The sequence below is a fragment of the Chryseobacterium ginsenosidimutans genome (genome assembly GCF_024807225.1).
Classification (GTDB): domain Bacteria; phylum Bacteroidota; class Bacteroidia; order Flavobacteriales; family Weeksellaceae; genus Chryseobacterium; species Chryseobacterium ginsenosidimutans.
On record NZ_JANUCO010000001.1, the window covers coordinates 2510938 to 2526336 of the forward strand.

The window sequence follows — 15399 nt, forward strand, 5'->3', positions numbered from 1 at the left end:
GTTTAAACTTTAATTCTAAAAGTTTAAACGGTTCTTTTATTAATATGCACAAAAGAGCAATTATAACATCCATTATCAGATGTAATCAATAATTTTTTGTTCTTTTGCAAATCTTTTAATATTAAATAAGAATATGTCGAAGTTTGATGAGATCAGGCCTTTTTACGATCATGAAGTTAGGGATGCTTTGCAGAGTATAACGAAACATCCGATGATGAAGGCATTAATGCAGTTTACTTTTCCTGATCGTGACGAGGAATTTTGGCTTAATGAGTTTAAAAATGTCAATTCGATAAGCGATTTTCAGCATCGTTGTATTTCGCAGACCATCCGTCAGATTCTGAAACAGAGCTCTGAAGGCTTAACGACGTCGGGATTTGACGAACTCGATAAAAATACAGCTTACCTGTTCATTTCCAATCACAGAGATATTGTTTTAGATACTTCACTGCTTAATTTAGTGTTGCTGGATCGAGGATTTATCATGACTTCTTCCGCAATCGGAGATAATCTTGTTCATAAAACATTTCTGCACGTACTGGCGAAATTAAACCGTAACTTTTTAGTTCAGAGAGGATTGTCTCTTCGCGATCAGTTGAATAGCTCAAAAATTATGTCTGAGTATATTTATAGTTTATTACAGCAAGAAAACCGTTCTGTATGGATTGCGCAGCGTGAAGGTCGTACCAAAGACGGAAATGATGCCACACAACAAGGCGTTTTGAAGATGTTGGCGATGGCAGCAGGAGATCAGTCATTAACAGATTTTTTTAAGACGCTCAAAATAGTTCCCTTGTCCATTTCATATGAATATGATCCCACCGACGTTCTTAAAATGCCGCAGGTAATCGCAAAATCTAAAAATGAAGTGTACGTTAAAGATCAGGATGAAGATTTTAAAACAATGCTGAGTGGAGTATTGGGACAAAAAAAACGTATTCATTTGCATGCAGGTAAGGTCTTAGATATTGAGTTTGATGAAATTGCATCGAATATTGAAAACAAAAACAAACAATTACAGGCAATTGCACAGTTAATCGACGATTCTATTATTCAGAATTATAAGCTTTGGCCAACCAAGTTCATCGCTTATGATATATTGAATGAAACCAATAAATATTCCGAACATTATACAGAAGACGAAAAAATGCTGTTTGAAAGAAGAATGGAAATGCGTATCGATATTTCAGATGCCGTTTTAAAGCAGAGTTTTTTAGCCATGTACGCTAATCCGGTGATTAATAAAATGAAATACCAATAAACTTTTTTATTTAAAAATGTGGTACTGATAAGGTGCTTACAACGTTTATTCATTTTTTCGTGGCAAGCAATTTGTTTGTTTTAATCTAAATAAACGGTATGAATAATAAAGTAAAAGTAGCATTAGCTGTAATCGCAGGCGGGACTTTGATTCTTGCAGGTTTAAGAAGAAAAAAGCGTGAGAAACTAAAAACGTTTACCGCGCCCGATGGAAATACGTATAAAGAAAATCAGATTTATCGCACATTTGACAATAAGCTTTATAAAAACGGAAGACCCATCCATTTTGAGACACCGGAAACAGAGCCGGAAAATCATTCCTCCAATAATTATTACAATGGAAATACGGGAAATTTCTCTAAGAATAATCTGAACCATAATAAAAACGCCAGTTACCACCAAAAAGGCAGCCGACATCAATAAAATACAAAGGGCTGAAGCTTTTAATCCGGCTTTTACCTTTACACAAAAACAGCATCATTAGATTTCTAGTGATGCTGTTTTATTATATTTTTGATTAGCCTGTTGTGTAATTTGAATCTTTGCTTTTATTTTTTTTAACGCAAAGGCAAATAAAGTTTGCTTCGTGAAGCGTGAAAACAGTGCTTCATCAAATCAACTTGTTGATTCTTCTTTGCTTACTTCATAGTAAGTGACATTGAATTAAAGCTTTGCGTTAAAAAAATAAGCAGTGTTTTTTTATTTTTTTTTTGAATCAAATTTAAGCCTCAATAAACTCCAAAAGATCTTTATTAATCGTTTCCGCTTCCGTAGTCGGCATTCCGTGAGGGAAACCGGGATACGTAATTAGCTTACCGTTTTTCAATAATTTCGCAGATTTTACACCAGCATTTTGGTAAGGAACAATCTGATCATCTTCACCATGAAGAACCAAAACCGGAATATCAACCGCTTTCAGATCTTCTCTAAAATCAGTTTCAGAAAATGCTTTTATGCCCTCGTAATGAGCAACAATTCCACCCATCATTCCTTGTCTCCACCAGTTTCTCTGGATTCCTTCTCTCACATTCGCGCCTTCTCTGTTGTAGCCGTAGAAAGGAAAAGTCAGGTCGATATAAAACTGTTGTCTGTTGTTCAAAGTCTGGTCTCTGATGTTGTCAAAAACAGAAATCGGAACCCCATCCGGATTGCTTTCACTTTGCACCATAATCGGTGGAACAGAGCTTATTAAAACAGCTTTTTTGGCTCTGCCATTCGCATATTTATTCACGTATCTTATCACTTCACCGCCACCTGTCGAGTGTCCAATATGAATGACGTCTTTCAGATCAAGAAAATCTACCAATTCCGCAGCATCAGAAGCGTACGTTTCAATATTGTGACCGTAAATATCCTGACTCGATCTTCCGTGACCTCTTCTGTCATGCGTAACCACTCTGTATCCTTTTTGAAGGAAAAATATCACCTGTGCGTCCCAATCGTCCGATGATAAAGGCCATCCGTGGTGAAACATCAATGTTTGCCCTTTGCCCTGATCTTTGTAGAAAATTTCTGTTCCGTCTTTTAATTGTAGTGTACTCATTTTGTTCGATTTTAATTGTTATTAATTGTATGTTGTTGATTAATTTTTATTTTTTTGGCAGCTTTTTCCGTCTTCCGCTCCCAATCTTTTTTGCCAGCGCTTTTGCCTTCCCAAAAAAGGATTTCCGCTCAAGCCGGGCTGCAAAGGATTCCGTTGGTAAGATTTGTTTATTAAAGAAAATCAGACTGCATTTTGCTTTAAAAGCTGAAGCAGATCTTCCGCACCGCCGTTGAATTTCTTATCATTAATAAAGAAAGAAGGCGTTCCGTTTACTCCGCTGATAATCCCGCTTTTAAAATCGGAATCTATCTTTTCCGCCAATTCAGGTTTTTCAAGATCATCTTTAAATTGTGGAAGATTTAAGTTTAATTTTTCTGCCAGTTCGAAAAGAAATTTTTCATTCAGATATTCCTGATTTTCATAAATAGCATCGTGCATTTCCCAGAATTTCCCCTGTAAAGCTGCTGCTTCAGCTGCAAGCGCCGCTGGTTTTGCAAATTGGTGCATTTCAGAAAGTGGAAAATTTCTAAAAACAAATTTCACCTGACTTCCGAATTCGCTCATCAGTTCTTTAAGAAACCGGATAAGCCGCTCCACAATACGGACATTGATAATCTCCATATTCTACGATAACTAAATCGGCATCTAAGTTGCCTTCTGCGTGGTCAGTTTTGCTGACGTTGGGTTGTAGTGACATAATTATTTTGTTTTTTAATGTTATTTGATTTGAATATTTGTTAACTTCAGTTAGAGATAAGAAAGTCTCACACATCTTTTAAACGCTATGCGCGCAAAGTTTTTTTAATTAAACTTGAAAACATTTTCGTTCGCAAGGGCGTTTCACTCAGCTAAAATCGCAATGAGCCTTTGCTGAACAGAGTGCCTTTGCGACCGGAAAAATAAATAGTAACCATCAATAGAACTTTGCGTGCATTGCGTTTAAATTAATTTTTAGATATTAAAACAGGTAATCATATTTTAAATTTTAATAGACCAGATTTCCATCAATATGGCACCAATCAGTAATAAAGCTGCAGGAAAAATCAAAGTCCAGTTTCCTGAAAGATCGAGTAGGAAAGGAGCGATACATGCACCTGATAAAAACCCCGTCCACAATAATAAAAGATGAATTGCGTTGGATTTATATCCTTCTTTTTCTGCCTTATCATTGGTCATACTGTACATTGCGGTGTTTCTCGCCAAGCTGTTTAATGTTCCAGTTACAAAATCAGTATTTACTTTTTGGTTTCCGACCGAAGTCACAATTGTATTCATAATTCCCATTGAAAAACCGATGATGGCTATTGAGGAAATGGTATTAATGTTATAAAAATTAGATAGAACCGTATAAAAGATCAGTATTCCTGAAACGATGTAAAATGGTAAGGTTTTACGCTGTAATTTTTTCCATAATGACAAGCAAGTTCCCGCATAAATTCCGATTAAAAAAGAAGCAATTACTGTAACCGATGTAATGATAACACCTGATTTACCGGTAGAAAGAGCCGCTCCCAGTTGCGTGGTATTTCCACTCATAAAGGAAACGTAGGTTTTCCATTGGATAAGACCTGTTGCGTCGATATAACCTGCAATAAAAGCCAGAAATATCGCTAATCTTTCCTGTATTCTGATGTCATCAGACGATACAGAAAGTTTTGATTCCGATGGCAAAATGCTTATTTTTCAGGTTGAATAAATACTTTCTTCGCAGGGAATTTTTCTATTTCACCTTCTTTCAACCCAAAATTGGTTACGACCACATCTTTAGGATTTCCAGCCAACCATTCGCTTAAATCGATCGATTCATAAACTCCGTTATTAAATCCGATTAAAACTTTACAAACCGTATTTCCTGTATTTTTGATGTAATGTCCCGCTCCCATGGGAACATAACCGACATCACCTGCCTGAAACTGCTCTGTAACCACCGTTCCTTCGGCTAAGAAAACCGACATTTCTGCCTGTCCGGAAATAAAATACTGCCATTCGTCCGCATTCGGATGCCAATGCATTTCTCTTAAAGCTCCCGGTTGCAGCTCAAGAACAGAACCTGCCATTGTTTTGCTGATTGGGAATTCTTTGCTCGTCACCAATCGCTGCAAACCTCCTCCGGGAATGATTCTCGGCTGTTGAGAATGCAAAGGATAACGGTGAAAACTGGTTAATTCAATATCAGATTCTTCAGGACGGGCAGAAGCGGTAAATGATAATTCGTCCGGTACAACACCCGCTGCGAAATAGGCTTCTTTCTGCGGTAATGCAGCCACTTCTTCAAGCGTTAAGCCTAAATTCTGGGCAACAATTTCAGGAGGCATACTCGATACAAAATCGGTCACGCTGAATGTGTGATCTTCAGAAAAATTTCCGTTATCGAAAATCAAAATGAAATGACATTCTTCCGTTCCTGTTGCCTGAATTGAATGTCCGTAACCTTTTGGAAAATACCACACATCACCCGGTTCAAAATTATCTATATAGCTGTGTCCATCGGGATGAATGATCGTTGTTCTCACCGTTCCTGAAATCACGTAAGCCCATTCTGCGGCGTTCGCGTGCCAATGCAATTCTCTCATGCTTCCCGGCTGCAATCTCATAGAAACTCCCGCAATGCCTATGGAAGCTGGGAATTCTTTTACAGAAGCACCTCTTGTTGTTCCGCCGTCATTGGTGCGTGGTTCTTTTTTTTCTAACTCGTATTTAAAGCTTAATTCAGTTTTCATAATATTATTTTTTAAGGTTGATAGTAGGTTTTGTTTTTATTTCTATTGTAAAGCTACTTCAGAATCAGGGGTTTTTGAGGTGTCATTCGGTGAATGGGCAAAATGACTCGGTGAGTTTGAAAAAGGAATAGATGATAGGCTGAAACAGGTTGTTTTAATTCAAAGTAAAAGTTATTTTAATTCAAACAGTTTGTTTTAAACCAACGTAAAAATTATTTTATTCCAAACAAGTTGCCGGAAACAAAATGCAAAGTTGATTGGTCTCAAACAGATTGTTTTAAATCAACGTAAAAGTGGTTTTGTTTAGAACAAGTTGCGGGAAACAAAATACAAAGTTGATTGGTCTCAAACAGATTGTTTTAAATCAACGTAAAAGTTGTTTTGCTTAAAACAGGTTGTTTTGACGAAACTAAAGAAAGTAACAATGAATTTATGATATTTAAAATAAATCTCATACATAAAGTTTGTCATTCCGCAGGAATCTCAACGACGTATTTACAAGGATAACTTAGATTCCTACGGAACGACAAAAACTGAGAAATAAAGTTATTATAAACAAAAAAATCACTGAAATATTCCAGTGATATATAGTTTTTATATTATCCATTTTTTAAGCACGAAAGCGCTTCGATAGACTCAATGTGACAAAAGATTTTCAGCAAATTTTACGTTGTTAAATTTTATCACAGATAAAATCCTCGCGCCTTAAAAATCGTATTATAGATATTATTTTGCGCCTTTGCGATTTCCAACTATCTATAAATTCCAATCATTTATACAGCCATTTCCGAATCAGTTTGGTATAATTCGGCATTACGGCAAATACCATCAGAAAAACGATGAAACCTGAATTAATTAAGCCATCAAAATAATGATTGACAGGAATTTTTAAGAACCTTAAAAAAGGCAATACAAATAAAGGAATTAAAAGTGATAACGGATAAATTGCCGACCAAGTCACCAGAAATTGTTTCCAGCGAACGGGAACTTTGGTTTCACTCTCGGATTCGAAAAGAAAATCGAGACCGGATTTTATTTTATAATTATCATTTTTCCGGAATAAAGGATTTGCTTTTTCAATCATATTTCTTCTGTCGTCAGATTCCATCCAGTTTTTAAGATAAATAATGGTGTCGAATCGGATAATAACGGTATAAACAAAGGTTAAATCAGGAATCGGACGTACAATCTGCAGATCAATAAAACCTTCCGAATGTTTCGTGACAGGAACGATTTCGTTCAACCATTTTTCGTATTCCTGCTGTTTTCCATCCAAAATATGGTGTGTGATAACAACAGATGCGCCTTGATTTTCCATATTAATATTTGTTTTTTATTGATGAAAATGCGATGAATTTCTTAAAGTGATTTTAAAAATATTTCCGCTTCGGAAACCGCCTGTAAAATGATGTTTTTTACCTCTTCTAAGATTTTTTCTATTGTTGAATTCTCTTCAGTTGTCATTTCAAGGGCATCCAGTTTTTCTTGCAGCAACGGAAGCAGTCCCATGATCGCAACACTGGATTTGAGGTCATGTGCGCGTAATTTTACAGTGGTAAAATCTTTGTTTTGATAAGCCGTTATCAACTGTTGAAGATGTTCAGGAACATTATCAATAAACTGCTGACTGACAATTTTTTCAAAACTTGTATCACCGCCGCTTACAGATTGCATATAAGTAAGGTCGATGTACTGATAAACAGGAGCTTTCTCTTCTGTTTTTGTCTCTTTTTTATTGTCTTCTTTCAACCCGAAATTTGAAATCAGTTTGAATAATTCTTCCTCTTTTATCGGTTTCGAAATATATTCGTTCATTCCGCGGCTCAGGCATTTTTCTCTTTCTCCCGCCAAAGCGTGTGCAGTCATTGCGATAATGGGAATATTTAATTTTAATTCTTCGCGTATTTGTTGGGTTGCTGCATAACCGTCCATTTGTGGCATTTGTAAATCCATCAAAACGAGCTCACAATCGTTGTTTCTGAGATATTCTACAGCTTCTAAACCGTTGGAAGCCGTTTCAAAATTGATATTCCATTGTAACAGCAAATGTTTCATCAGACTTTGGTTAATCGCGTTGTCATCGACCACCAAAACACGCAAAGGCGTATTCGATTTATCTTTAAAATAATGAGTGTCAACAGCCGGAATTATATTAAGCTGTTCTTTCGCAATCCCGTAAGGAATGTAAAAATGGAAAGTCGTTCCTTTTCCCTGTTCGCTGGTAACTTCAATATTCCCGTTTTGCAGCAATATCAAGCTTTTTACGATGGATAAACCTAATCCCGTTCCGCCGTAATTTCTAGTGGTGGAATCTTCGCCCTGATTAAATCTTTCAAAAACTTCATTCAGTTTTTTTTTATCAATCCCGATTCCGGTATCTGAAACTTTGAAACCAATAGTGACTTCGTTTTCAAATTGTTGTTTGTTATAAATCTCAATACTGATATTTCCCTGATGTGTAAATTTGATCGCATTTCCGATGAGATTGACTAAAATTTGAGTTAATCTCGTCGCATCGCCCGTCAATGTATCTGGAATTGATGAATCTACTTGACTGGAAATCGTCAATCCTTTTTCTTTTGCACGTTCTACAAAAAATGTTTCTACAGAATTCAATAATCCATTGATACTGAATATTCCGGGTGTGATGCGCATCATTCCGGCTTCGATTTTTGATAAATCCAGAATGTCGTTGATAATTGCCATCAGATTTTCTCCCGACCGCTGAATTGAGGAAACAAATTCTGTGGAAGTTGCGTCCAAAGGTCTTTTTTGTAATAAATTCGTAAAGCCTAAAATTCCACTTAAAGGGGTGCGGATTTCGTGGCTCATATTGGCGAGGAAATTTTCTTTGGTTTGTGCAGCAACGGATGCTTTTTTTTCTGCAACATCCAATTCCTGTATCAATATTCGTTGACGTTTAAACTGACGTAGAATGTGATAACCGACAATAGCGCCGCTTAATATTAATAAAATCAGTAAAGAAATGTCGTATAATCTCGCTTTTTGTCCCATTTCCTCGCTTCTTTTGCTGAGACCAACCATATGCAATCGGCGGCTTTCATAGATTTTGGCGGTAATGGTGGTGATTTCGTTGGAGATCATTCTTGCCCGCGGATTTGCAATCGAAGTATTATCGTCCATATTTCCCAAAGAAAAATACCGGTTCAGTAGTTTTTCTTTTGTTGTTTTCTTTTCCATCGCAAGAACGCTGAGACGGTGTATCAATCGCTCTTCTTCGGCATCTGTATTGTCTTTGGAAAGAGAATCGAGAAAATTTTCTATTTGATTGATTTTTTGGTCGATACCTTCCAGGTGTGTGGTGTCGTTGGTGGCAATGGATGCTCTGATTCTGCTTTCAACACCCAGAATATCACGGTCGATTTCTCTTAAATGATTGCTGGAACGGAGCTCACTTAAAAGTCTGTTGTTGTTTTGGATAAGCTCTTTCGTGTTTTTAGCTGAATTGATCTGAACCGCGATCAACAGAAGAGAACCCGCAATAAAAGTGAGTATGATAAAATAACTGAATCGTTTGTTGCCCATTACTGAAGATATTTTTTTCATAAATGAATAGGTGCTTATTGTTACTGTTTTTTAACGCAAAATTCGCAAAGATTTTTATTCTTTATTGAGAATGTTTTTAATTTCGCAAAGGCGTTTGACTACGTCGAATCTGCGATTTCACTCAGCTAAGAATAGACATAAACTTTGTCATTCCGTAGGAATCTAGACCCATTTTTAGAGATTTGATTTTAAATCATTGCTTAGATTCCTACGGAATGACCAATATTATTTTTATGTTGTCGTTTCTTATCTGCCGAATATGCAGCCCGGCTTGAGTGGAGCTCTTTTTTGTTATTGCGATTGCTGAAAAGTTCAACGGATTGCCTTCCTTCGCTCGCAATGACAAAAAAAGCGGGAACGGAAGACGGATTAAGCTGCCCAAATCAATAATTACTTAAAAAACATTCATTCTGGTGTTGAGCGCCTTTCGATAAGCATCCGCAACGGGAATGAATTTTCCGTTAATCATAATTCCGCCGTCCTGCAACGTGTCGATCTTGCCTACAGAAACGATGTAAGAGCGATGAACTCTGATAAAATGGTCTTTCGGAAGACGTTCTTCGGCAGTTTTCATCTTTCCGTGGATGGCAAACATTTTTTCCCGTGTATAAAATTTCACATAATCGCCCATTGCTTCGGCGTAAAAAATATCGTCCAGCTTCAAACGCCTTGTAATATTGGAATCTCTGACGAATAAAAACTCATCTTTGGTGACTTCCACCTCTTCTTTTCTGCTTTCCAAAATCGACTGAGCTTTGCTCACTGCCTGTAAAAATCTTGCAGGCATCACCGGTTTCAGGATGTAATCTGCAATATTGAGTTCGAAAGCTTCGAGCGCATATTCTTTGTTGGAAGACGTGAAAATGATGATGATATCTTTTCCCGAGAGGTTTTTCGTGAGTTCGATTCCTGTCATTTCCGGCATTTCGATATCCAAAAATATCAGATCTACCTGATTGGTCTGCAAATGATTGTAAGCTTCTATCGCATTGGAATATTCGTTGACAATTGTAAGATTCGGAACCTGTTTTGCCAAATGTGCCAACGTTGTTCTTGCAATATCATTGTCATCAACGATTAGAGCTTTCATAGGGATAGTTATTTATGGTTGACACAAATATAATTATTCCTTTTTGTTTTTTTACGTTTTTAAAGTTGATTATCTGAAGTAAGAACGTATCATCCACGCCATTTCTTCGTGGGTTTCCATTAAGCCTGTAATGAAATCGCTGGTGCCGTAATCTTTGTATTTTTCTGCGAAAGGAGTGATATTTCCGCGTAGAAATTCGATGATGCTTTCGTGATCGGTAAGTAAGTCTTTCATAAAACCAAGACCATCGTTTGTTCTTTCGCTGTACTCGGTAAGGTGCGTTAATTCGAGATAAATCTTCATTGTTGCGGGTGCAAAATGCCCGATTTTACGCATACGTTCGGCAACGCTGTCGATTAATTCATCCAATTGTCTGTATTGTTCTTCGAAGAAAATATGATTGGCGTGGAAGTTATCACCAGTCACATTCCAGTGTGCATTTCTGGTTTTGGTGTACAATAAAAATTCGTCGGCTAATAATTTTGCTAATTGTTCTGCCACTGCCTCAGTGTTTTGTTCTGTGATTCCGATTTTTGCTTTCATAATGATAAGATTTTAGTTTTTAAGCATTATTGCTTTTTTCTGATGTAAAGGTCAGTAAGAATCCTATAAAATGAATTGAATTTTCGGTGAATGGGCAAAATGAATCGTTGAATGGGATGAAATTTTCTGGTTTCTTTTAAAATGGCTTTGAATTAATTTTAGACTTATTTACACTTTTATTTACCGCCAAAGAGGCAAAAGATTAACACATTAGATGTTTTTAAGATTATTATTACACTGCAAATAAGAATACATTAGATTTTAAAAATCTTATTTTTATTCTGTAAACTTTTGTTTAAACTAATAAAATAGGAGGGTATTTAAAATCAATAAATTCATTTTAAATACCCTCCTGATTATGATGGATGTAGAGTCTATTTTATTCCGGTTCTGCGATACCTAGAAAAATCACAACGCCATCTCCACCTGGATTGTCTAATACGTCTACAATCGCGGAAGGTTTCCAGTTATTCATACACCAAAGATTTCCCGCTCCGTCAATATTGGTTGATGTTAAGCGCATGATTGGTTGGTAACAATGCATCTGTACGGGTTCATGTTTAGATTCGTGTAATTTGGGTTTTGGTTGTGTGCCATAAAGAGGAAATCCGTTGGCTAAAGTTACCTCAGAACCTCCTGTCGGAACAGTAAGCAACATTGCCGTTTCAAGTTTTGAAGGGTCTCGAAGCATAGTTACTCCAAAAGGTCCTTGTTCATCCAATGGTAAGTTTTCGGAAAAATCGGTATCATGTCCGAAATTGGCTAGAAAAACGGTTTGTTTTTTATCGATTTTCACTCCCCACGGCGCATAAGTATTTACATTATAATAACCTTTAATTGTTGAAAGATCATTGCTAAGTATCGTTGCCTGATTGCTGCTTACACCAACCACAACTACATCGCCATCGCCGTTAATTGTTATTTGACGAAGAGATTCATAGCCTTCCTGACCATTCGCACTGCCGGAATAATTACTAAACCAACTGTTTTTTACCACTAATTTATTGTCTTCGATAGCAACTTTGTAAACCGCAGAAAATGCACAATTATCAATATTATCTTTATCATAATTTCCGATGCAGGAAACATAAGCATTCCCTTTATTATCGGGAGTAACATCAAATATTTTGAGGTAAGATGTTTTTGTAAGCTCTGGATCTGAATCTGGTGATTTTTTTACAGGAAATTCATTGCAAATTAAAGTAAGTTCGGGAGTCGGTCCTTTTTCTATATCTTCTTCTTTTTCAGGTTTTAAATAGACAACCACTGCGCTTGGTTCACTTTCAAAGGGATAAACACCGATTTGTGAAGGTGCAAATGGTTCCTGAGAAACCTACCGAAGCCATCCAAAGATTACCATCGTTATCATATTCCATACCTTGTACTCTCGATAATCCCAATGTATAACCGTTCGAAGGGCTTATCGGTCTTCCGTCTTTATAGTAAAATCGGGAAATACTGCCTTCCTGTGGATTATTAAGTTCCGGACCCCAACCAAAATTACCAAAGGATATATATTTTTTATCGGGACTCACCGCTACTCCAAAGGCAACACCGAGCAATCCACCACCTTGTATGGGAGAAAAATCTGCAGGTGTGGCATCATATTTATAAACCGGACAATGTGTTCCGGAAAGCGCCGAACCCGCACGGAAATTATTAGCAATCCATGCATTATCATCTGCATCAAAAACTACGAAGGCGAAACCACTGGGAATGAAATTTTTAGCTCCTGAAGAATTGCTTTTTAAAGTAAGCGTCCAGTTATTTGGTGCTCTTTGATCATCAGAGACATTTTTCATAGAAACTAGCGAATCTTTGTAAATCTCTTCCAGACCGACAAGCATCTGATAAATATTCCCGGCATTGGTAAAAGGATCGTGTAAAATATTACGAATTGCCTGTAGAAAATTATTATTGGGTTTATCTGCTTCATGCCAAACGTAATCTAAAAACTGGTCATAGAAAGGTTTTCCGGTGTTTGCAATAGGATTTGTTAAGCAGTAATAGTACAGGTTGCATAAAGAATTAAACATCGGATAACTATTGGTCTCAAAACCATTGGGCGATTTGCTGATCATATCTCCGATGCTTCCTTCAGTCTTGTAAAGATTCTGCTTCATCCCGTATGCAATTTTCATATTGCGCTCGGTTCCTTTCATATGTACTTTTCCATGATCTGATACTTCCGTCATTCTGGCAAACGTATAGATAGAAGCAATTGATGATTCCGGCGACACTTTTACCACGTCATTTGCATCAGGTAAATAAAGTGTAGCTAATAGATTTAACGGTTTTTCGTTAATGGTGTACGTAATTCCGTCAAGAATATATTCGTTAATAAAAACGGTGACGGAGTAGTACTGAGATTCATTTTCTTTAATTTCGGCACTGAAGGTGTTGTTCTGAAATGAAGTTTTGTTGTTCACTGCACCAACATATTTTTCAACGATACCAAAGACCTGAAAACTGCCCGAAGTGATCTGCATATTATTCACTTCTACACTGAATTGAACTGTTTTTGTAGACATAAAAATAAATTGAGTTTTGGTTATTAATAATATAATGAATACACCTAAAAACGAAAAAGACAATCGTGAAATCAAAATTATCAGGCTCTATTTTGTGTGGTGTATTCGGGGATTAAATATATAGATAATGTTTTATTCCTAAGTAGGGGAGAAATTATTTTTTTGATACTTAAAATTATACAGTATCGTAATCGTATTTAGATTATTTTACGAAAGTACTTTATTGTATTTCCCACAAAAAAATCCCCGACTTGCGACGGGGATTAAAAACTAATAACCATGAAAACTCAAATTAAATATGAGAAATTCGGTGCAAATATATAAACTATAAACGAAACCCCTGCAAAAAATAGGGGTTAAATTTTAAAATATATTTAAATGAAGAAATTGATGAGGCCTTTATATTCAAACACTGTACCGTGAATAATTTTGTAAAAAGAAAATTTTAACATAAAAAATAATTCATGATTAATTTTTTACTATTAAAGTCCTGAATTAGTGTAAGAAATTTGTAAAACCTTCAAAAGAAAATTTTTCCGGAAAAATAATTAATTAGTTCATAAATGTGGTATGTGCATCTATAATAGTTAAAAAATGACTGTTTTTCGAAATATTGTGAGTATTTTTGAACTTAAAGTAAGTATAATTAATTATTGATTTTACGTTTCTATGATCTTAATTGTTGATGATAACCAAAACAATCTTTATTCCTTAAAAAAATTATTGGAGTCTAAAGATTTTCAGGTAGATACGGCTGATTCCGGAGAAGAAGCTTTAGGAAAAGCATTGAAAAATGATTATGCCCTAATTATTTTGGATGTGCAAATGCCTGATATGGATGGTTTTGAAGTTGCCGAGACATTAGCTGGTTACAGCAAAACAAAGGAAGTTCCCATCATATTTTTGTCTGCCGTAAATACGGAAAAAAGATTCATAACGCGTGGTTATGCTTCCGGAGGGAAAGATTATGTCACAAAGCCTGTAGATCCCGAAATTCTTATGCTGAAGGTGAAAACTTTCTACAATCTTCAGGAACAGAATATTGCGATGAAAAAAACGCAGCAAAGTCTGGAACTTGAAGTAAAAGGAAGAAGAGAATCTCAGGTGACGATGAAATCTCAGATCGATCATTTTCATTTGATGCTGGAATCTTTGCCGCAAATCGCTTTTACATTAAATGAAGAAGGAATTGTAGACTTTGTCAATGTAAAATGGTTTCAATATTCAGATTCTGAGCAGGATTTTCCGGAAACTCATCCCGATGATCTTCATATTAAAGAAGAATTTGAACGTTGCAAGAAGAAAGGAAAAGCCCTTGAACTGGAAATCAGGATCAAAAATATTGAGACCGGAGATTACCGTTATCATTTGCTTCGGGTAACTCCCGTTCGTGAAGAAAATACGATTAAAAACTGGGTCGGAACTTTTACAGATATTGATGATCAGAAGAAAGTTGAAAAGGAAAAAGATGAATTTTTAAGCATTGCCAGTCATGAGCTGAAAACTCCTTTAACGAGTATTAAAGCTTATGTTCAACTACTTGAAAGAAAATTAAAGCTGAATAAAGAAAGTGCAGAAGCCGGATTTGTAACGAAAGTTCAGGATCAGATTGAAAAACTGAATACGTTGATCACAGATTTACTGGATGTTTCTAAAATTGAAAACGGTAAGCTGAAAATCAATAAAAAGCCAACCAACCTTGGAAATGTCATTAGCAATGCAATCGAAACCATATTGCAGACTCATGAGAATAAAGTAAAAATAAAACATGACGGAATTATATCTGATATTTTAATTCCGCTTGATGAAATCCGGATTGAGCAGGTTTTGATTAATTTTTTAACCAACGCGATCAAATATTCCCCTCAAAACAATCAGGTCATCGTAACGACTTTTGTAGACGAAGAAGAGCAGGAAGTAAAGGTAAATGTTACCGACTTCGGAATCGGAATTCCCGATTTTAAACAGGAAGCTGTATTCAATAAATTTTATCGTGTTGAAGAATCTTCTCTGCAGTTTCAGGGAATGGGAATCGGGTTGTTCATCTGTTCCGAAATCATCAAGCAACACCACGGAAACATTGGAGTTTCCAGCAAAGTAGACGAAGGTTCTACCTTTTATTTCACCTTACCTTTAAATTAATTT

At 36.1% G+C, this 15399-nt stretch carries 14 protein-coding genes; 3 read left to right on the plus strand and 11 right to left on the minus strand.

All coding sequences use genetic code 11. The features are described 5' to 3' along the window. Positions 1-133: 133 nt before the first annotated feature. Entirely contained in the window at positions 134-1261 is a 1128-nt protein-coding gene (locus J3D55_RS11855; protein ID WP_259131329.1) for a lysophospholipid acyltransferase family protein, read from the plus strand. Between the two features lie 98 nt (positions 1262-1359). Further along, positions 1360-1683: a hypothetical protein gene (locus J3D55_RS11860; RefSeq protein ID WP_259131331.1), complete on the plus strand. Its 324-nt coding sequence runs from the start codon at positions 1360-1362 to the stop codon at positions 1681-1683. Positions 1684-1981: 298 nt separating this feature from the next. Here J3D55_RS11860 and J3D55_RS11865 read toward each other — a convergent pair whose 3' ends face one another. The 11 genes from J3D55_RS11865 to J3D55_RS11915 all read right to left on the minus strand — a co-directional run bounded on the left by J3D55_RS11865 (position 1982) and on the right by J3D55_RS11915 (position 13254). Then, positions 1982-2803 (minus strand): alpha/beta fold hydrolase, encoded by an 822-nt coding sequence (locus J3D55_RS11865; protein WP_259131333.1) that lies wholly within the window; start codon positions 2801-2803, stop codon positions 1982-1984. Between the two features lie 180 nt (positions 2804-2983). Beyond that, a complete protein-coding gene (locus J3D55_RS11870; RefSeq protein WP_259131336.1) occupies positions 2984-3367 on the minus strand; it encodes a DsbA family protein in 384 nt (127 codons plus the stop codon). 7 nt (positions 3368-3374) lie between these two features. Further along, positions 3375-3500 carry a thioredoxin domain-containing protein gene (locus J3D55_RS11875; protein WP_259131337.1) on the minus strand — a complete coding sequence of 42 codons (126 nt, stop codon included), beginning with the start codon at positions 3498-3500 and terminating at the stop codon, positions 3375-3377. A 281-nt stretch (positions 3501-3781) separates the two neighbouring features. Beyond that, positions 3782-4474, minus strand: a complete 693-nt coding sequence (locus tag J3D55_RS11880) for a YoaK family protein (protein ID WP_259131339.1) — start codon at positions 4472-4474, stop codon at positions 3782-3784. A gap of 5 nt (positions 4475-4479) precedes the next feature. Further along, positions 4480-5523: a cupin domain-containing protein gene (locus tag J3D55_RS11885; protein WP_259131341.1), complete on the minus strand. Its 1044-nt coding sequence runs from the start codon at positions 5521-5523 to the stop codon at positions 4480-4482. A 769-nt stretch (positions 5524-6292) separates the two neighbouring features. Continuing rightward, complete coding sequence (locus J3D55_RS11890) at positions 6293-6841, minus strand: putative antibiotic biosynthesis monooxygenase (protein WP_259131343.1); 549 nt, start codon at positions 6839-6841, stop codon at positions 6293-6295. 41 nt (positions 6842-6882) lie between these two features. After that, positions 6883-9090, minus strand: a complete 2208-nt coding sequence (locus tag J3D55_RS11895) for an ATP-binding protein (protein WP_259131345.1) — start codon at positions 9088-9090, stop codon at positions 6883-6885. 394 nt (positions 9091-9484) lie between these two features. Continuing rightward, positions 9485-10180 carry a LytR/AlgR family response regulator transcription factor gene (locus J3D55_RS11900; RefSeq protein ID WP_259131348.1) on the minus strand — a complete coding sequence of 232 codons (696 nt, stop codon included), beginning with the start codon at positions 10178-10180 and terminating at the stop codon, positions 9485-9487. A gap of 69 nt (positions 10181-10249) precedes the next feature. Then, entirely contained in the window at positions 10250-10723 is a 474-nt protein-coding gene (locus J3D55_RS11905; RefSeq protein WP_259131349.1) for a Dps family protein, read from the minus strand. Between the two features lie 379 nt (positions 10724-11102). Further along, the gene (locus tag J3D55_RS11910) at positions 11103-11990 is read right to left on the minus strand and encodes a hypothetical protein (protein ID WP_259131351.1); all 888 of its coding nucleotides are present in this window, start codon (positions 11988-11990) and stop codon (positions 11103-11105) included. Between the two features lie 16 nt (positions 11991-12006). Further along, the gene (locus J3D55_RS11915; protein ID WP_259131354.1) at positions 12007-13254 is read right to left on the minus strand and encodes an NHL repeat-containing protein; all 1248 of its coding nucleotides are present in this window, start codon (positions 13252-13254) and stop codon (positions 12007-12009) included. Positions 13255-13923: 669 nt separating this feature from the next. Here J3D55_RS11915 and J3D55_RS11920 point away from each other — a divergent pair. Further along, positions 13924-15396, plus strand: a complete 1473-nt coding sequence (locus tag J3D55_RS11920) for a hybrid sensor histidine kinase/response regulator (RefSeq protein WP_259131356.1) — start codon at positions 13924-13926, stop codon at positions 15394-15396. Positions 15397-15399: the final 3 nt, after the last annotated feature.